This is a genomic window from Streptomyces sp. LZ34 (genome assembly GCF_053890475.1).
In genome coordinates, this window is record NZ_CM132680.1 from 8,394,433 (window position 1) to 8,411,824 (window position 17,392).

Consider the following 17,392-nt stretch of genomic DNA (forward strand, 5'->3'; position numbering starts at 1 on the left):
GCCGGCCCGGGTCCGCTGCTCAACCGCGTCGGCTGCTTCGGCTCACCTCGGCTCACCTCGGCCGGATCACGACGTAGGGCGCGGGCTCGCGGTCGACCGACGCGATCAGCGCGGTGCGGACCACCGCGGCCTGCGCCTCCAGGCACTCGCGGAGCTTCCTGGGGGTGACGCGCACGACCGTGATGCCCAGCCGCTCCATGTGCTCGCCCCCGGGCGTGAAGCCGCCCAGCGGGTCGTGCACGCCGCCCTGCCGGGGGGTGCGCGCGTCGATCTCCAGCGCCACGGCCTGCAGCGGCCAGTAGGCGTCCACCCCGGCCAGCAGGGAGCCGCCGGGCAGCCGCAGCTCGACGTTCCACAGCGGCTCGGGCAGGGAGTAGCCGCGCACCATGTCGTACAGCAGGGCCTCGGCCATGGCCCGCCCTTCGGCCAGCAGCGCGTCGACGGCGTCGACGACATGCGGCCGGGACAGCAGCCGGGCCCGGCTCAGCTCCCGTACGACGGACGACGCCTCGCAGTGCCCCTGGCGCACGGCCTCGATGAGCAGCCGGCGGACGGCCGAGGCGTCGGACAGCTGGGCCACCGCGTCGGCGAGGGCACGGGAGGCGGGGGCGGTCGGCAGGCCGGTGATCTCCCGGGGGCGGGGCAGGGCGGCGGCGCGGACGAAGCGCACATAGCCGGTCGAGCGCAGCCGCCGCGCGCGCGGTACGAGCACATCGACGCGGTCCAGGGCGCGCAGCGAGGGGGCGGCGGAGAAGCGGTGCAGGGCCAGCGCCGCCAGTCCGGTGATCATCGTCTCGCCGTACAGACCGCCCGCCCCAGGCGGCGGAACGGTGCCTTCCGGGTTGCCCGGGCGCTCGCGGCTCGCGGCGTACAGGAGCGCCGCGCGCAGCCGCTCCTCGCCGGTGGCGGGGCCGGGGTGGAGCAGGTGGACGCCCGGCAGGATCCGCTGCCAGGGGCCGCCGGGGCGGCAGCGCTCGGCGGCTTCGGCCGCCGTCACGCCGTGCTCCCGGAGCTGACGGCTCGTCAGGACGCTGCGTCCGCCGTCCGGGAGGTGGTGCAGCGGGCGGGGCGAGAGCGGGGTGTCGGAGTTCATGACCCCGCCATTCCCGGGCCCGCCCGGCCCGCTAACCGCTGTTACACACCCGTCGACAAATACGGACAACGCCGCCCTAAAGTACGGGCGTTCGATTGCCGAAAACACCTGGTCTGCCGACAACGACCCCCGTCTGCCGACAACGGCCCGTCAGACAGCCGAGCGTGCGTCGCACTCCTGTCCGCGCAGCGCCCGAGCGAGGTCGTCGCGCGCTTCCAGGACCAGCCGGCGCAGCGCGGGCGCCGCGGTCGGGTGGCCGGCGAGCCAGGTGTCGGCCGCCTCCAGGGTCCTGGCGTCGCCCTGCGCGGGGAACAGACCGCGGACGATCGCCATCGCGATCTCGATCGAGCGCTCCCGCCACACCCGCTCGATCACGGCGAAGTACCGGTCCTCGTACGGCGCGAGCAGCTCCGTCTGCGAAGGCTGGGCGAAGCCCGCGATGGTGGCCTCCACCAGGGCGTTGGACAGCGCGTCGGACTCCACGACCGACGCCCACGCCTCCGCCTTGACCTCGGCCGAAGGCCGGGCGGTCAGACAGCGCACCTGGTGGCGCTTGCCGGAGGCGGTGTCGTCGCGGGCCAGCTCCGCAGCGATCAGCGCCGCGTCGGCCGCTCCCTGGGCGGCCAGCGAGGCCACGAACGTCCAGCGCAGCTCCTGGTCGACATCCAGCCCGTCGATCCGGGCCGTGCCGTCCAGCAGCCCGCGCAGCAGCCGCTGGTCCAGATCGGTGGCGGCGGTCTCGGCGAAGAACCGCGCCCAGGCCAGCTGATGGCCGCTGCCCGGGGCGGCCAGCCGCAGCTCGCGCAGCGCGCCCTCGCCGACCCGCAGGCCGCCCTCCTCGCGCCGGCCGGGCGCCGCGTAGTACTGGAGCGCGGACTGGGCCCACGCCTGGACCATCTGCAGCACGCCGATGTCGGTCTCCGCCCCGCCGAAGCGCTCCACCAGGTCCAGGAAGTCGCCGGCGGGCATCAGCGCGTCCCGCGTCAGGTTCCACAGGGCGGACCAGCACAGCGCCCGCGAGAGGGGGTCGGTCACCTCGCCCAGGTGGGCGCGCAGGGTGTCCAGCGAGACCTCGTCGAAGCGGATCTTGCAGTACGTGAGGTCGTCGTCGTTGACCAGGATCAGATCGGGCCGCTCGGCCCCGGTCAGCTCGGTGACGACCGTACGGGGGCCGGCCACGTCGATCTCGGCCCGGGCGTAGCGCACCAGCGCGCTGGACTCGCCGGCCGCCGCGCCGTCCCGGCGGTAGAGGCCGACGGCGACCCGGTGCGGGCGCAGCGTCGGGTGCTCGGGGGAGGCGGCTTCCTGGACGATCGACAGCTCGGTGATGTGGCCGGCCGCGTCACAGGTGGCCTGCGGGGTGAGCACATTGACCCCGGCTGTCTCCAGCCAGGCCCGGGACCAGGCGGTCATGTCCCGGCCGGAGGTCTCGGTCAGCACCGACAGCAGATCGGCCAGGCGCGTGTTGCCGTACGCGTGGCGCTTGAAGTAGCGGCGCGCGCCCTCCAGGAAGGCGTCCCGCCCGGCGTAGGCGACCAGCTGCTTGAGGACGGAGGCGCCCTTGGCGTAGGTGATGCCGTCGAAGTTGAGCTTGGCGTCCTCCAGGTCGCGGATGTCGGCCGTGACCGGGTGGGTGGACGGCAGCTGGTCGGCGCGGTACGCCCAGGCCTTGCGGCGGTTGGCGAAGGTGATCCAGCCGTCGGTGAAGCGGGTCGACTCGACGAGCGAGAAGGCGCCCATGAAGTCCGCGAACGACTCCTTGAGCCACAGGTCGTCCCACCACTCCATGGTGACCAGGTCGCCGAACCACATATGGGCCATCTCATGGAGGATCACATTGGCCCGGCGCTCGTACGAGGCCTGGGTGACCTTGCCGCGGAAGACGAACTCCTCGCGGAAGGTCACACAGCCCGGGTTCTCCATCGCGCCGAGGTTGTACTCGGGCACGAACGCCTGGTCGTACTTCCCGAAGGGGTACGGGTAGTCGAAGTGGTCGTGGAAGAAGTCCAGGCCCTGCTTGGTGACGGTGAAGACGTCGTCCGCGTCGAAGTGCTTGGCGAGCGAGGCGCGGCACAGCGCGCCCAGCGGGATCTCCAGGGCGGAGCCGTCCGGCAGGGTGCGGCTGTAGTGGTCCCGCTCGTAGTGGTACGGGCCGGCGACGACCGCCGTGATGTACGTGGAGATGGGCTTGGTCGGCGCGAAGCGGGTGGTGGCGAACGCGCCGTCCACGCCCTCCGGCTCGACCCCGGCCACCTGGCCGTTGCCGAGCACCGTCCAGTCCCGCGGGGCGGTCACCGAGAAGGTGAACCGGGCCTTGAGGTCGGGCTGCTCGAAGTTCGCGAAGACGCGGCGGGCGTCGGCCGGCTCGTACTGCGTGTACAGATAGACCTGGCCGTCCTCGGGGTCCACGAAGCGGTGCAGCCCCTCGCCGGTCCTGCTGTAGGCGCACTGCGCGTCCACCACCAGCTCGTTCTCCGCGGCGAGGGAGTCGAGGGCGATCCGCGCCCCGTCGAAGACGGCCTCCGGGTCGAGCTCCCGGCCGTTCAGCCGCACGGTGGTGACCCGCGGCGCGAGCAGATCGACGAAGGACGCCGCCCCCGGCTCGGCACAGCGGAAGCGGACCGTGGTGGTCGAGCGGAAGGTGCGCGGCCCGGCGCCGGTGTGCTCGCCGACCGCGGACCTCAGGTCGAGCGCCACGTCGTACGAGTCCACGGCCAGCAGCCGCGCTCGCTCGCGGGCTTCGTCACGGGTCAGGTTCTCGCCGGGCAAGACGCGGCTCCCTCGTCATCGTCTCGAAGATCGGGACACTCGGATACGCGAAATCATGTCATGCGTCACTGACAACGGGAATCGGGGAATGGCCGCCGCGCCCGGCCGTGTTTCTTGGAGCACATACCGCTTTTCCGCAGCCGCTCGTCGAGGAGAGACCGTGACCGAAACCGCCAAGACTCCTGCCGATTTCTGGTTCGACCCGCTGTGTCCCTGGGCCTGGATGACCTCCCGGTGGATGCTGGAGGTGGAGAAGGTCCGCCCGGTCGAGGTGCGCTGGCATGTGATGAGTCTGGCCGTGCTCAACGAGCCCAGGATCGACGAACTGCCGGAGGAGTACCAGGAGATGATGCGCGGCCCGGCCTGGGGTCCGGTGCGGGTGTGCATCGCCGCGGCGCAGAAGCACGGCGACGAGGTGCTCGCCCCGCTCTACGACGCGCTCGGCACCCGCTTCCACAACCAGGGTCTGGAGCGGAACCGCGAGACGATCGTCGCCGCCCTCGAGGAGGCGGGTCTGCCCGCCGACCTCGCGGACGCCGCCGACACCGACGCGTACGACGACGTGCTGCGCGCCTCTCACAAGGAGGGCATCGACCTGGTCGGCCAGGACGTGGGCACTCCGGTCATCGCGGTCCCCGGCGCGGACGGCGACCAGATCGCCTTCTTCGGACCGGTCGTCACCCCCGCGCCCAAGGGCGAGGCCGCCGCCAGGCTGTGGGACGGCACGCTGATGGTCGCCTCGATACCCGGTTTCTACGAGATCAAGCGCACGCGCACGGTGGGCCCGATCTTCGACTGAGGCACACACGCCAGACGGCACACACGACAGGGCGGACCGCGAAGGCCCCCGGCGCGGCACGGTCGCGCGGGGGGCCTTCGGGCCGGGCCGGGGGCGGTCAGCTCCGCGCCGCCACCAGCCGCTGCCGTACGTATCCGACCGCCGCGAGCGCCACCGTCAGCCCGGCCGAGAAGTACAGCTGGGTACGGGTGTCGGCCTCGCGGGTCATCAGCGCCAGCACGGCGACCGTCCCGGCCAGGGCCACCCACGTCAGATACGGGAACAGCCACATCTTCACCACGAGCTTCTCGGGCGTCTCGCGCCGCAACTGCCTGCGCATCCTCAACTGCGAGACCGCGATGAAGCCCCACACGATCAGCACGGCCGCGCCGACCATGTTGAGCAGCCACTTGAAGACGGTCTCCGGCCACCAGTAGCTCAGCAGCACCGCGAGGAAGCCGAAGGCGCAGGAGGCGAGCACGGTCGCCCGGGGCACCCCGCCGCTGACCTTGCCGAGGACGGACGGCCCCTCGCCGCGCGCCGCGAGCGAGTACGCCATGCGGGAGGCGCCGTAGATGTTGGCGTTCATCGCTGAGAGCAGGGCCACCAGCACGATGACGTTCATCAGCTGGCCGGCCGCCGGGATGCCGAGGTGCCCCAGCACCGCCACGTACGGGCCGTCGGCGACGACCGACGGGTCGTTCCACGGGATCAGGGTGACGACGACCAGCATCGAGCCCACGTAGAACACCGCGATGCGCCACATCGCGGTGCGCACCGCGCTCGCGACCCCCTGGACCGGGTGCTCGGACTCCGCCGCCGCGATGGTGACCGTCTCCAGCCCGCCGTAGGCGAACACGGTGGCCGGCAGGCCCAGGACGAGGCCGTCGAGGCCGTTGGGCAGGAAGCCATGGGTCCCGGTGAGGTTGGCGGCGCCCGGGGCGTCGGTGCCCGGGAGCACGCCGATGATGGCCAGCACGCCCAGGACCAGGAAGAGCGAGATCGCGGTGATCTTCAGCGCGGCGAACCAGAACTCGAACTCGCCGAAGTTGCCGACGGCCGAGAGGTTCGTCGCACAGAAGATCACCATGAACAGCGCGACCCACATCCAGGACTCGGTGCCCGGCAGCCAGCGGACCATGATCCCCGCCGCGCCGATCGCCTCGGCCGCGATGCCCACACACAGCAGCACCCAGAACATCCACCCCACGGTGAACCCCGCCCAGGGCCCGATGGCCCGCTCGGCGTGCACGGAGAAGGAGCCGGAGGCCGGGTTGGCCGCCGACATCTCGCCGAGCATGCGCATCACGAGCATCACCAGCAGGCCGGACACCACATACGCGACCACGATCGACGGCCCGGCGGCCGCGATGCCGGTGCCGGAGCTGACGAACAGGCCCGCGCCGATCACGCCCCCGAGGGCGATCATCGACAGATGGCGCTGCTTGAGGCCGCGGGACAGCGGCGCGCCGCCGGCCCGGCCGGTGCCGACCGCCTCGGCGTCGGGCGCCTGCGCGGAGGACGCGGAGGACGCGGGTGTCCGGTTCATGGGTCTGTTGTGTCCATTACATGAGGTTGTATCTGGCGCAAAACGCCCTCAGTGTGCGGGGCTTGTCCGCTCAGAACAACACGCGGACCCAGGATGTCTGAATATCGGACCCTCCTGTGACGCTGCGTACCCATCCCATTGCCCAGCCGGCGGCTGCCGGAAGTCTCCAAGCGGGCCGGTGTGGCTTTGTCGCTCGTCGACCGTGATCGCGGACCGGCCCCCGGGTTACCGTCACCGTGTCCCACACCGCCTCTCACCTCGGAGAACCGCCGATGAGTACCGCTTCTGCCGCCGCCGTCCACCCGGGTACGGTCCTCGCGGACGTGATCTTCCCGGCCCGCCGGGCCCAGTTGGCTGCCTCGTCGGCTTCTTCGTCAGCTTCTTCGGCCTCTTCGGCCAGGTACATCCTGACCCGGGACGCCGCCCTGGTCGTCGGCGGTGCCGCGCTCACCGGCCTCGCCGCGCAGATCTCCGTGCCCGTCCCCGGCTCCCCGGTCCCGGTGACCGGCCAGACCTTCGCCGCGCTGCTGGTCGGCACCTCGCTCGGCGCCCGGCGCGGCTTCCTCTCCCTCGCGCTGTACGCCCTCCTCGGCACGGCGGGCCTGCCGTGGTTCGCCGAGGGCCACTCGGGCGCCGCGATGCCGTCCTTCGGCTATGTGCTGGGCATGCTGCTCGCCGCGGCCGTGGTGGGCGCGCTGGCGCGGCGCGGCGGGGACCGCGGGGTGCTGCGCACGGCGGGCACCATGGCGGTCGGCTCGGCGATCATCTACGCCGTCGGCGTCCCCTACCTCGCGCTGGCCGCGGACATCTCCCTCGGCCAGGCGGTCGCCGCGGGCCTCACGCCGTTCCTGATCGGCGACGCGCTGAAGGCCGCGCTGGCGATGGGCGCGCTGCCCGCCGCCTGGAAGCTGATCGGCCGCCGCGGCTGACGCCCCGCTCCCCTACCCCCTACTACGCGCTCAGGCGCCGGATGAGCGTTGGCTCGTCCGGCGCCTGAGCGCGTACGTATGAGGGAAGGAGTGGGCCCTAAGGGAGCACCGATTCCTTGCGCTCGCCCTCGGCGCTGTCGGCGGCGGCCGCGCGCCGGGCCCCGGGGAGGCGGTCACGGACCAGCGCGAAGGCCACGACCGCCACGGCCACCAGGGCGGACAGCAGTACCTGGTCGCGCCCGTCCTTGTCGGTGAGCATGTAGAGCAGCACGAACGAGATCATCGCGATTGTCGCCCAGGTCAGATACGGGAACAGCCACATCCGGACGACCAGCTTGTCCGGGGACTCGCGCAGGATGATCCCGCGCATCCTCAGCTGGGTGAAGCAGATCACCAGCCAGACGAACAGCGCGACGGCGCCCGAGGAGTTCAGCAGGAACTGGAAGACCGTGTCCTTCCACTGGTAGTTGAACCAGACCGCGACGAAGCCGAAGACGACCGACCCGAGGATCGCGGCCTGCGGCACCCCGCGCGAGGTGGTCTTCGCGAAGGCGGCCGGCGCGTCCCCGCGCTGCCCGAGCGAGAAGGCCATCCGGGAGGCGGTGTAAAGGCCGGAGTTCAGACAGGACAGCACGGCGGTCAGCACGATCACGTTCATGACCTGGCCCGCGTGCGGTATTCCGATCGAGTCGAGCGCCGAGACGTAGCTGCCCTTCGACTTGTCCGCGATCCCGGGGTTGTCCCACGGCAGCAGGGTCACCACGACGAAGATCGAACCCAGGTAGAACACCGCGACACGCCAGATCACGCTGTTGGTCGCCTTGGTCACCGCCCGCTGCGGGTCGGCGGACTCACCGGCGGCGAGGGTGACGATCTCGCTGCCCATAAAGGAGAAGACGACCAACAGCACGCCGGTGAGGATCGCCCCCGGGCCGTTCGGCAGGAACCCGCCGTGGTCGGTGAGGTGCGCGAGGCCCGCCCCCTCGTTGTCCGAGCCGGGCAGCACCCCGAAGACGGCCAGCCCGCCCACCACGATGAACGCGGCGATGGCGACGACCTTGATCCCGGCGAACCAGAACTCGAACTCGCCATAGGAGGAGACCGAGACCAGGTTGGCCGCGGTGAGCACCACCATCACGATCAGCGCCCAGGCCCACTGCGGCACCTGCGGCACCCAGCCCTCGAGGATCGTGGCGCCCGCGGTCGCCTCGACCGCCAGCACCACCACCCAGAAGAACCAGTAGAGCCAGCCGATCGAGAACCCGGCCCAGCGGCCGAGCGCCCGGTCGGCGTAGGCGGAGAAGGAGCCCGAGGTCGGGTTGGCGGCGGCCATCTCGCCGAGCATCCGCATCACCAGGACGACCATGAGGCCGACCAGCGCGTAGGAGATGAGGATGCCGGGGCCGGCCTTGGCGATGCCGGCTCCGGATCCGACGAACAGCCCGGCGCCGATCACCCCGCCGATCGCGATCATCGACAGATGGCGATTCTTGAGGCCGGCCTTGAGCCCGTCGGACGGAGTGTCGGGGCCGGGGGTGCCGGTCGCCGCCTCGGCCGCATTGGTCGCGGGTTGTGCGCTCATGCTCGATCCTTTGCTCTTGGGTGACGAGCGTCGCCAGTGAAACCCAGGGGCACGATCAACTGAACCTCTGATTCCGGATCGTTACCTGAGGTTTCTATGCGTTTCCTTGGTGCTACTGAGGGCTTCCGCAACTCGTACCCCGGGCGGTGACGACCACACGGCCGTGTCACACTCGGGGCATGCGCGTGTACCTCGGCTCCGACCATGCCGGTTTCGAACTCAAGAACCACCTAGTTGAGTGGCTCCGGGCGGCCGGCCATGAGCCCGTCGACTGTGGGCCCCACATCTACGACGCCCAGGACGACTACCCGCCGTTCTGTCTCCGGGCCGCCGAGCGGACCGCGTCCGACGCCGACAGCCTGGGCATCGTGATCGGCGGCTCCGGGAACGGCGAGCAGATCGCCGCCAACAAGGTCAAGGGCGTGCGCGCCGCGCTGGCCTGGAGCGAGCAGACCGCCGCGCTCGGCCGTGAGCACAACAACGCCAATGTGATCAGCGTCGGCGCCCGGATGCACACGCAGGAAGAGGCGACCAAGTTTGTCGAGATCTTCCTGAACACCCCGTACTCGGGTGAGGAGCGTCACACCCGGCGCATCGAGATGCTCTCCGGCTACGAGACCACCGGCGAGCTGCCGCCCATCCCCGCCCACCACCCGCAGCAGGGCTGATGGCCTGATGCCCGAAGGGCACACCATCCACCGGCTGGCCGCCGACCACAGTGAGCTGTTCGGCGGCCGGCCCGTACGCGCCAGCAGCCCGCAGGGCAAGTTCGCCGACGGCGCGGCGCTGATCGACGGGCAGGTGCTGGAGCACGCCGAGGCCCACGGCAAGCACCTCTTCCTGGGCTTTCCGGCGACCGGCTGGGTCCATGTCCACCTCGGTCTGTTCGGCAAGTACGGCCTCGGCCCGGCCCCCGCCCCGCCGCCCACCGAGACCGTGCGGCTGCGGCTGGTCGGCGGAGCGGCGTACGCGGACCTGCGGGGCCCGACCGCCTGCGCGCTGATCACCGACGACGAGAAGCGGGCGGTGCACGACCGGCTCGGCCCGGACCCGCTGCGCCCCTCGGACGACGGGGACCGCGCCTGGGCCCGGGTCTCCCGCAGCCGCACCAGCGTGGCCGCGCTGCTGCTCGACCAGAAGGTGGTCGCGGGGGTCGGCAACGTCTACCGCGCCGAGGTCCTCTTCCGGCACGGCATCGACCCGTACCGCGCGGGCCGCGACCTGAGCCGCGCCGAGTGGGACGCGATCTGGGCGGACCTCGTGGCGCTGATGCGCGAAGGTGTACGGAACAACCGGATCGACACGGTCCGCCCCGAGCACACCCCCGAGGCGATGGGCCGCCCGCCGCGCGTCGACGACCACGGCGGCGAGGTCTACGTCTACCGCCGGGACCGACGGCCCTGCCACATCTGCGGCGGCGAGGTGCGCACCGCGGACCTCGCCAACCGGAATCTGTTCTGGTGCCCGAACTGTCAGCGCCGTTAGGCCCTGCCGGCGCCCGCCGGCGCGGACAGCGAGATCCCGCCAAGATGCGCCGCGCCCAACTCCCGTGTGCCCAGCCGCGGCCCGGGCGCGTCGGCCGGCGGCTCCTGGACCCCGCCGAACGCGAGCTCCAGCTTCCCGAATCACTCGTCCCAGTGGGACAGGTCGAGCGCCCGAAGCGCTATCGTCATATTCCCATCCCTAGCAGGGATTTACGGTACAGGCGAACGAATTTCGCTTACGATTGCCCACTCCGGTGGGTGGTTCGACGCGCCACGAATCGACGGGCGTCCGAACGGGTGGGTAGGGTCCCGATGCAATGACTGGCGGCGTAGACACTCCGACAGCCCGGATGCGCAAAGCACTGCACCGGGCTCGCACTGGCGTGCGCAAGGCCGGAGTCGACTACTTCCGCGGTGGCGGCTCGGACCGGCTCGCCCTCGCGCTGCTGCTGCTCTCCGTCCCTGCCATCGCCTTCGGCACCATCGCCCAGCCCGACTGGTGCGCCCCTGCGGCCCTCGTGCTGCCCATCGTCGCGGGCGGCCTGGTGCTGCGCCCCGCCAGCCTTCTCGCGCTCTACGGGGCGGCGGCCACCGGCCTCATCGTCGAATCCGCCATCCTCGGCCCCTACACCGAGGAGGACACCTCCGCCCGGGTCACCCCCGGCACCATCCTGGTCGTCGCGGCCGTCGGCTTCTTCGGCCTGCTCATCGCCCAGTTCCGCAGTCGCGTCGGGGTGCCCTGGCGGCGCGGCGGCACCATGCTCTTCGACCTGCGCGAGCGCATCCGCGTCCAGAGCAAGCTGCCCAGCCTGCCCAGCGGCTGGCACCGTGAGATGGCGCTGCGCCCGGCCGGCGGGCAGTCCTTCTCCGGCGACTTCGTCGTCGCGGCCCGTACGAACGGCGGCCGCACCCTCGAAGTCGTCCTCACCGACGTCTCCGGAAAGGGCATGGACGCGGCCTCCCGCGCCCTCCTGTTGTCCGGCGCCTTCGGCGGCCTCCTCGGCTCCCTGCCGCCCCACGGCTTCCTCCCGGCCGCCAACGGCTACCTGCTGCGCCAGGACTGGGACGAGGGCTTCGCGACCTCCATCCACCTCGTACTCGACCTCGACAGCGGCGATTTCGAGCTCTTTTCGGCCGGACATCTGCCCGCGTTGCAGCTGAGCGCGGGCACCGGCAAATGGGAGGAGAAGACCGCCGACGGCCCCCTGCTCGGCGTCTACGACGGCGCCCAGTTCGACCCCACGAAGGGCACGCTGCGCCCCGGCGACGTCCTGATGCTCTTCACCGACGGCCTCGTCGAGACCGCCGACCGCGACATCAGCGAAGGCATCGACCGCCTGACCGGCGAGGCCGACCGCTATGTCGCGTCCAACTTCCACGGCGCGGCGTGGCACCTGATCGAGACGGTCGCGAAGGACGTCAACGACGACCGGGCGCTGCTGCTGATCTGCCGCCAGTAGCGCGGCGCTTCTTCCCCCGCCGGGGTTCGACCGCCCACGGCCCCTGCCGAGGGCTCTCAGGGCCGTGACAAGGCCGCGACGGGGCCCCTCCCCGGCTGCCCGGCACCGCCGGGGCGGGGGGTAGCCCTACCCCGGAAACGGCGGCAGCCGTCATGGCTGGGAAACCCCCGTGATCCGTACGTTCGAGGCATCGACAACGACCTCGGAAGGGCGGAGACCATGCGGCTGCGGAGGCGGCGCGACAGGCGGCGTGCGGAGCGCCGGGACGAGTGGGGTGAGGCGGTGAGCGGCGCGGGGGGCGCCGCCGTCGAACTGCGCGGTGTGCGGCGCCAGTACGGGCGCGGCTCGCGCGCCGTGCACGCCCTGCGCGGCATCGACCTCACCCTCCCCCGGGGAAGCTTCACCGCCGTGATGGGCCCCTCGGGCTCCGGCAAGTCCACGTTCCTGCAGTGCGCCGCCGGCCTCGACCGGCCGACCGCGGGCTCGGTCCGGCTCGGCGGTACGGAGATCACCGGCATGAGTGAGAACAAGCTCACCGCGCTGCGCCGCACCCGCCTCGGCTTCGTCTTCCAGTCCTTCAACCTCCTCCCCTCCCTCACCGTCGAGCAGAACGTGGTGCTGCCGATGCGGCTCGCGGGCGCGCGCCCCGACCGGGGCCGGGCCCGGTCCGTGCTCGCCCAGGTGGGGCTGCACGAGCACGCCGGGCGCCGCCCGGGCCGGCTCTCCGGCGGGCAGCAGCAGCGGGTGGCGATCGCCCGTGCGCTCGTCACCAGCCCCGACGTCGTCTTCGCCGACGAGCCGACCGGTGCCCTCGACACCGGCACCGCCGCCGAGGTGCTCGGACTGCTGCGGCAGGCCGTGGACGCGCTCGGCGCGACCGTCGTCATGGTCACGCACGACCCCGTGGCCGCGAGCTACGCCGACCGTGTGTTGTTCCTCGCCGACGGCTCGATCGCCGACAGCATGACGCGCGCCCCCGCCCAGGAGATCGCCGCCCGGATGGCCCGGCTCACCGCCCGCACGGCCGCCGGCGCGCCGGACATGCCGATCCGCGAGCCGAGCCTGCCGGCCTGGGCGCCTGCCGCGGCGCCCTCATCCGGAGAGATCGCCCGATGAGACCACTGAGGCCACTGAGCAACGGGCTGGCCCGGTCCGCCGTCCGTTTCAAGCCCGCCGCCTTCGCGGGCACGTTCATCGCCCTGATGCTGGCCGCAGCGATCGTGTCGGCCTGCGGGATCCTGCTGGAGTCCGGGCTGCGGGCCACGGTGCCGCCCGGGCGCTACGCGAGCGCCCCGGTCGTGGTCGCCGCGGAGCAGCGCGTGGGGAACCGGGAGGAGTCGGAGCCCGCCCCCGACCGCGTCCGGCTCGACGCCTCGCTCGTCGCCACGGCCGCCCGCACCCCGGGCGCCGCGGCCGCCGCGCCCGACCTGACCTTCCCGGTCCGGGGCGGCGACGCCACCCTGACCGCACACGGCTGGGGCTCGGCCCCCTTCACCGGGGTCGCGCTCGACTCCGGCACGGCCCCGCGCAAGGGCGAGGTCGTGCTGGACCCGGCCGCAGCCCGCGCGGCGCGCATCGGCGTGGGCGGCCGCATCACCCTGACCGCGGCCGACGGCGACCACCGCTTCCGGGTCTCCGGTATCACCCGTACGGGCGGAACGCGCACGGGCGGCGCTCAGGACCCCGGGCCCACCGTCTGGTTCACCGACCCCCAGGCGCGGGCTCTGTCCGGCCACCCCGCCACCGTCGACGCTGTTCTTGTTCGCCCCGGACCCGGCACCACCCCCGGCGCCCTGGCGGCCGCCCTCAATCGCGCCCTCAAGGCGGTGCCCGCCGCACGCGTGCACACCGGTGAGGGGCGCGGCACCGCCCGGGAGCCCGGTCTTGCCCAGGCCAGGGAGGTGCTGGAGGGGATCGGCGGCTCCTTCGGCGGCATCGCCACCATGGTCGCGATCTTCACCACCGCCGGCACCGTCGCGCTCTCCGTCGGCCAGCGCGGCCGCGAGATCGCCCTGCTGCGCGCGGTCGGCGCCACCCCGCGCCAGATCCGCCGGTCCATCGCCACGGAGGCGCTGCTGGTCGCCCCGCTCGCGGGCGCGCTCGGCACGCTGCCCGGCATCGCGCTCGCGCACTGGTGGTTCGGGCAGCTTCGGGACCGGGGCGCGATCCCGGCCGGGGTGGAGCTCGCGATCTCCTGGATCCCGCTGGTCAGCGCGGTCGGCGCGGGGCTGCTCGCCGCGCTGCTGGCAGGCCTGGCGGCCGCCCGCAGGCCGGCGCGGATCAAGCCGGGCCAGGCGCTCGGCGAGGCGGCCGCCGAGCCGTTCCGCCCTGGGGTGATCCGGACGCTGCTGGGCGTCGCGGCTCTGGCCGGCGGCGGTGTCCTGACGGGCGTGGCGGCCGCGGCGTCGGGGGAGGACGCGGCCAATGCCGCGCTGGGCGTGGTGATGCTGTTCATGCTGGCCGTCGGGCTGCTCGGCCCGTTCGTGGCCCGCGGCTGCGCCTGGTTGGTCGGCCTGCCGCTGCGGGCGGGCCGGGCCCCGGCCGCCCTCGCCGCGGCCAACGCCCTGGCGAACGCCCGCCGCCTGGCCTCGGCGATCACCCCGCTCGTGCTCGCGATGGCCTTCGCCTCGACGCTGGTGTTCATGCACACCAGCGAGGCACATGCGATGGCCGGGCAGCGGCGCGCGGGCATCGTCGCCGACCATGTTGTCTCCGCGCCCGGCGGCCTGCCCGCCGACGCCACGGCCAGGGCCGGCTCGGTCCGGGGGGTGGCGGCGGCGGTCGGGGTGCTGCGCACCGGCGTGCTGCTGCCCAGGGGCTCGGGCGAGGGCGCGTGGCTGGAGAGCGCGTCGGCGCAGGGCGTCTCCGGGACCGGCCGCGACCTGGCGGCGGTTCAGGACCTCGACGTCCGTACGGGCAGCCTGGAGGCGCTGGGCCGCGGCACGGTGGCCGTGGACGCCGGCCTCGCGTCCTCGGCGCATGTGAAGGTCGGCGACCGGCTCCGGCTGCGCCTGCCGGACGGTACGGCGGTCGCGCCGAAGGTCGTCGCGACGTACGGGCGGGGGCTGGGCCTCGCGGGGATCACGCTGCCCCGCGCGGCGCTGGCCTCCCATGTGACCTCGGCCTTCGACAGCCATGTGCTGGTGCGGGACGAGAAGGGCGCCGCACCGGCGGCCGTCGCGGCCGCGCTCGGCCCCCTCGGTGAGGTCACCGGACCCGGCGGCTACGCGGCGGCCCGGGACGAGGAGGACGAGCTCAACGTCTGGGCCAACACCGTCATGGCCGTGGTCCTCGGCGGCTTCGCGGCCGTCGCCGCCGCCAACACGCTGGTCATGACCGTCCTGGACCGCCGCCGGGAGCTGGGCATGCTGCGGCTGATCGGATCGACGCGGCGGCAGGTCCTGGGGATGGTGCGCTGGGAGGCGCTGCTGGTGGTCATCGCGGGGGTCACGCTCGGCACGGCGATCGCGCTGGCGACGCTCGTCCCGATGACGCGGGGCTTGACCGGCGAGGACCCGTATCTCCCGCCGTTGACGTACGCGGGGTTCGCGGGCGCCGCGGTGGCCCTGGGCCTGCTCGCGACGGGGCTGCCCGCCCGGGCGGTGCTCCGCCGTGACCGGTCCGGCTGAGGCCGGAAACGGCGAAGACCGCGCCGGGGCCGTGTACGACGGCCCCGGCGCGGTCTTCTGCCGTGCTCGGGTCGGGCGGTAGTCGTGCTCGGGTCGGGCGGTCAGGCCGCCGTGGTGGTGCGCTGACGGGCCTGCTCGGTCGGGTCCTTCCGGAAGGCCCAGGCCATCTTCGGTTCCATCGCGAAGCGGAAGACGCGCTGCACGGGTGGTGTGCACAGCAGCGTGATCACTGTCGCGGCGATGACGGTGACGGCGATCTCGCCCAGCGGCTCGTGCAGCCACGGGTTCGCGTCGTACCAGCCCCAGAAGCGGGAGCCCTTGGCGAGGAAGCCGTGCAGCAGATACCCGTACAGGGTCCCGGCGCCCAGGGCGGTGAACCACATCCGGCGCCGCGGCACCCAGGCGAAGAAGCAGGCGACCAGCACCATCGAGCAGCCGAAGAGCGCGAGGGTCATCACGGGCCCGGTCCATGGGGCCGCGGCCAGTTCCTGGACGCTGTCGCGGCGGTAGAACCACGCCGAGTTCATCCGGGGGCCCGCCCAGTAGGCGAACACGAACGCGCAGGCGAACACCGGCAGGGCCAGGATCCGCATCCGGCGCCCGCGCATCATCTGGAAGTGCTCCGGCTTCATGTGCAGCCCGATCACGAAGAACGGCAGGAACTGGAGCACCCGCTGCAGATCGAGGTCGTCACCGATGTCGGGGGAGACCGCGGCGAGCGTCGCGATGGCCAGCGAGAGCGGGACGGGCCAGCGGATGATCTTCCAGACCGGGGTGGTCACCCGCCAGACGAACAGCGCGATCAGGAACCAGGTGAGGTACCAGGGGTCCAGGAGGCTGAAGTCGTACGTGGGGTCGTCGTCCGCCCAGCGCTTGAAGAAGGTGTACGCGATCTCGAAGACCAGATACGGCACGACGATTCCGGTGATGAGCCGCTTGAGCCGGTCGGGCCGCATGTCGAAGCTGCGCGAGAAGTAGCCGGAAATGAGGATGAACGCCGGCATGTGGAACGTGTAGAGCGTCATGTAGAGCGCTTCGGCGGTGCGGCTGTAGTCCGTCAGCGGCTCCCACGCGTGGCCCATGGCGACCAGGACGATCGCGAGGTACTTGGCGTTGTCGAAGAACGCGTCCCGCTGTTTGGGCTTGGGCCCGGTCGGGGCGTTCGGCGGACCCGTCTGATGCCCTGCTCTGTCGCTGTGCGGTGTGGGGGGAGTGGGCTCCGCCTCCCGGGCCGGGGGGAGCGGGGCCCGCTGATAACCGTGCGGGCGCAGGGAGTTGGTCACAGGCCCTCCCACCAGGAACTGGGGGAGAGGACCCGGGACCACACTGCGCGCCGGGGAGTGATGGCAGTGTGGAACATCTAAGGCACGATAGCCCCGAAACCTCTATTGCGTAAAACCTCGTTCAGTTCTTTGTTGCCTATCGCATACATGGCGGACGCAGGCATCTGCCGGAGGTAAGTCGACAAAGTGATCCGATCATGCGATATGGCGGCCCAGGGGTGCCCGATCTGTCGGGTTTCATCCAGCTTAAATGGCGACATATGCCCCGCAAGCGGCTCTGGCGGAATGTCTGGTTCATTGGTGCTTTGTCGTTACGCTCAGGCCCGCGGGAACGGGCTCGCCGTCAATTCGGAATTTCCCGCCGGACTATGTGATCAAGTCCAATTCCGATCGTCGGGCAGGTCCTCGAATTGTGGGCGGTGTCACTCCGCCCGGGCTCGGCTGGGCTCAGCTGGGACCGCTTCGGCGGGTGGTTCGCTGGGTAGATGAGCTGCGGGGCGAAGGGTCGGCGGTGCCGTCATGCGGCTCCAGCGCGGGGGGAGTTGATGGCACGATGGTGTCGCGGGGGTGTGCGAGGTCGCGTGCTTCCGAGCCGGTGAGATGCGTAGCGACCGAGGGTGTGTGATCAGGCATGGTCATATCTGTGTCTTTGGTGGTGCTGGTGGGCATCATCCTTGTGTTGATGGTGCGCAACGGCAAGATCACCTGGGGGCCGGCCCTCGTGGCGGCGCTCTTCGGGTTCCTGCTCGCCTCGTCCGACCTGGCGCCGAACATCCAGGACTTCCTCGACTCGGTCTCGCATTCGATCAGCGAAATCGACATCTGACCCGGATCCC

General features: G+C 72.0%; 13 protein-coding genes. 8 read left to right on the top strand and 5 right to left on the bottom strand.

The window, feature by feature from the left end; translation table 11 throughout:
- Positions 1–52: 52 nt before the first annotated feature.
- Complete coding sequence (locus ACWY4P_RS35360; protein ID WP_456204617.1) at positions 53–1,093, bottom strand: hypothetical protein; 1,041 nt, start codon at positions 1,091–1,093, stop codon at positions 53–55.
- A gap of 150 nt (positions 1,094–1,243) precedes the next feature.
- Entirely contained in the window at positions 1,244–3,862 is a 2,619-nt protein-coding gene (gene pepN, locus ACWY4P_RS35365) for an aminopeptidase N (RefSeq protein ID WP_456204618.1), read from the bottom strand.
- A 160-nt stretch (positions 3,863–4,022) separates the two neighbouring features.
- Here pepN and ACWY4P_RS35370 point away from each other — a divergent pair, with 160 nt between their 5' ends.
- Positions 4,023–4,661 carry a mycothiol-dependent nitroreductase Rv2466c family protein gene (locus ACWY4P_RS35370; RefSeq protein WP_456204619.1) on the top strand — a complete coding sequence of 213 codons (639 nt, stop codon included), beginning with the start codon at positions 4,023–4,025 and terminating at the stop codon, positions 4,659–4,661.
- A 97-nt stretch (positions 4,662–4,758) separates the two neighbouring features.
- Here ACWY4P_RS35370 and ACWY4P_RS35375 read toward each other — a convergent pair whose 3' ends face one another.
- Entirely contained in the window at positions 4,759–6,189 is a 1,431-nt protein-coding gene (locus ACWY4P_RS35375; protein ID WP_456204620.1) for an amino acid permease, read from the bottom strand.
- Between the two features lie 272 nt (positions 6,190–6,461).
- On the opposite strand from ACWY4P_RS35375, the gene ACWY4P_RS35380 reads away from it, so the two are divergent.
- Complete coding sequence (locus tag ACWY4P_RS35380) at positions 6,462–7,118, top strand: biotin transporter BioY (protein ID WP_456204621.1); 657 nt, start codon at positions 6,462–6,464, stop codon at positions 7,116–7,118.
- 97 nt (positions 7,119–7,215) lie between these two features.
- On the opposite strand, the gene ACWY4P_RS35385 is transcribed toward ACWY4P_RS35380, so the two are convergent.
- Complete coding sequence (locus ACWY4P_RS35385) at positions 7,216–8,700, bottom strand: amino acid permease (protein ID WP_456204622.1); 1,485 nt, start codon at positions 8,698–8,700, stop codon at positions 7,216–7,218.
- 179 nt (positions 8,701–8,879) lie between these two features.
- Here ACWY4P_RS35385 and ACWY4P_RS35390 point away from each other — a divergent pair, with 179 nt between their 5' ends.
- From ACWY4P_RS35390 to ACWY4P_RS35410, 5 genes are all read left to right on the top strand, one after another.
- A complete protein-coding gene (locus tag ACWY4P_RS35390; protein WP_456204623.1) occupies positions 8,880–9,368 on the top strand; it encodes a ribose-5-phosphate isomerase in 489 nt (162 codons plus the stop codon).
- 7 nt (positions 9,369–9,375) lie between these two features.
- On the top strand, positions 9,376–10,185 hold the full coding sequence (locus ACWY4P_RS35395; protein WP_456204624.1) for an Fpg/Nei family DNA glycosylase: 810 nt from the start codon (positions 9,376–9,378) through the stop codon (positions 10,183–10,185).
- A 349-nt stretch (positions 10,186–10,534) separates the two neighbouring features.
- Positions 10,535–11,644, top strand: a complete 1,110-nt coding sequence (locus ACWY4P_RS35400) for a PP2C family protein-serine/threonine phosphatase (protein WP_456204625.1) — start codon at positions 10,535–10,537, stop codon at positions 11,642–11,644.
- A 219-nt stretch (positions 11,645–11,863) separates the two neighbouring features.
- Complete coding sequence (locus ACWY4P_RS35405) at positions 11,864–12,760, top strand: ABC transporter ATP-binding protein (RefSeq protein WP_456204626.1); 897 nt, start codon at positions 11,864–11,866, stop codon at positions 12,758–12,760.
- Positions 12,757–15,273, top strand: a complete 2,517-nt coding sequence (locus ACWY4P_RS35410) for an FtsX-like permease family protein (RefSeq protein WP_456204627.1) — start codon at positions 12,757–12,759, stop codon at positions 15,271–15,273. The genes ACWY4P_RS35405 and ACWY4P_RS35410 overlap by 4 nt, the downstream gene beginning before the upstream one ends.
- Positions 15,274–15,374: 101 nt before the next feature.
- Here the strand turns inward: ACWY4P_RS35410 and ACWY4P_RS35415 are convergent, their stop codons facing one another.
- Positions 15,375–16,556 (bottom strand): acyltransferase family protein, encoded by a 1,182-nt coding sequence (locus tag ACWY4P_RS35415; RefSeq protein ID WP_456204628.1) that lies wholly within the window; start codon positions 16,554–16,556, stop codon positions 15,375–15,377.
- A 631-nt stretch (positions 16,557–17,187) separates the two neighbouring features.
- On the opposite strand from ACWY4P_RS35415, the gene ACWY4P_RS35420 reads away from it, so the two are divergent.
- Entirely contained in the window at positions 17,188–17,382 is a 195-nt protein-coding gene (locus ACWY4P_RS35420) for a hypothetical protein (protein ID WP_055414018.1), read from the top strand.
- Positions 17,383–17,392: the final 10 nt, after the last annotated feature.

Excerpts from the sequence above, each read along its gene's own strand:
- ACWY4P_RS35360 (WP_456204617.1), bottom strand. The coding sequence starts at position 1,093 with ATGAACTCCGACACCCCGCTCTCGCCCCGCCCGCTGCACCACCTCCCG.
- ACWY4P_RS35375 (WP_456204620.1), bottom strand. The coding sequence starts at position 6,189 with ATGAACCGGACACCCGCGTCCTCCGCGTCCTCCGCGCAGGCGCCCGAC.
- ACWY4P_RS35380 (WP_456204621.1), top strand. The coding sequence starts at position 6,462 with ATGAGTACCGCTTCTGCCGCCGCCGTCCACCCGGGTACGGTCCTCGCG.
- ACWY4P_RS35385 (WP_456204622.1), bottom strand. The coding sequence starts at position 8,700 with ATGAGCGCACAACCCGCGACCAATGCGGCCGAGGCGGCGACCGGCACC.
- ACWY4P_RS35390 (WP_456204623.1), top strand. The coding sequence starts at position 8,880 with ATGCGCGTGTACCTCGGCTCCGACCATGCCGGTTTCGAACTCAAGAAC.
- ACWY4P_RS35395 (WP_456204624.1), top strand. The coding sequence starts at position 9,376 with ATGCCCGAAGGGCACACCATCCACCGGCTGGCCGCCGACCACAGTGAG.
- ACWY4P_RS35400 (WP_456204625.1), top strand. The coding sequence starts at position 10,535 with ATGCGCAAAGCACTGCACCGGGCTCGCACTGGCGTGCGCAAGGCCGGA.
- ACWY4P_RS35405 (WP_456204626.1), top strand. The coding sequence starts at position 11,864 with ATGCGGCTGCGGAGGCGGCGCGACAGGCGGCGTGCGGAGCGCCGGGAC.
- ACWY4P_RS35410 (WP_456204627.1), top strand. The coding sequence starts at position 12,757 with ATGAGACCACTGAGGCCACTGAGCAACGGGCTGGCCCGGTCCGCCGTC.
- ACWY4P_RS35420 (WP_055414018.1), top strand. The coding sequence starts at position 17,188 with ATGGTCATATCTGTGTCTTTGGTGGTGCTGGTGGGCATCATCCTTGTG.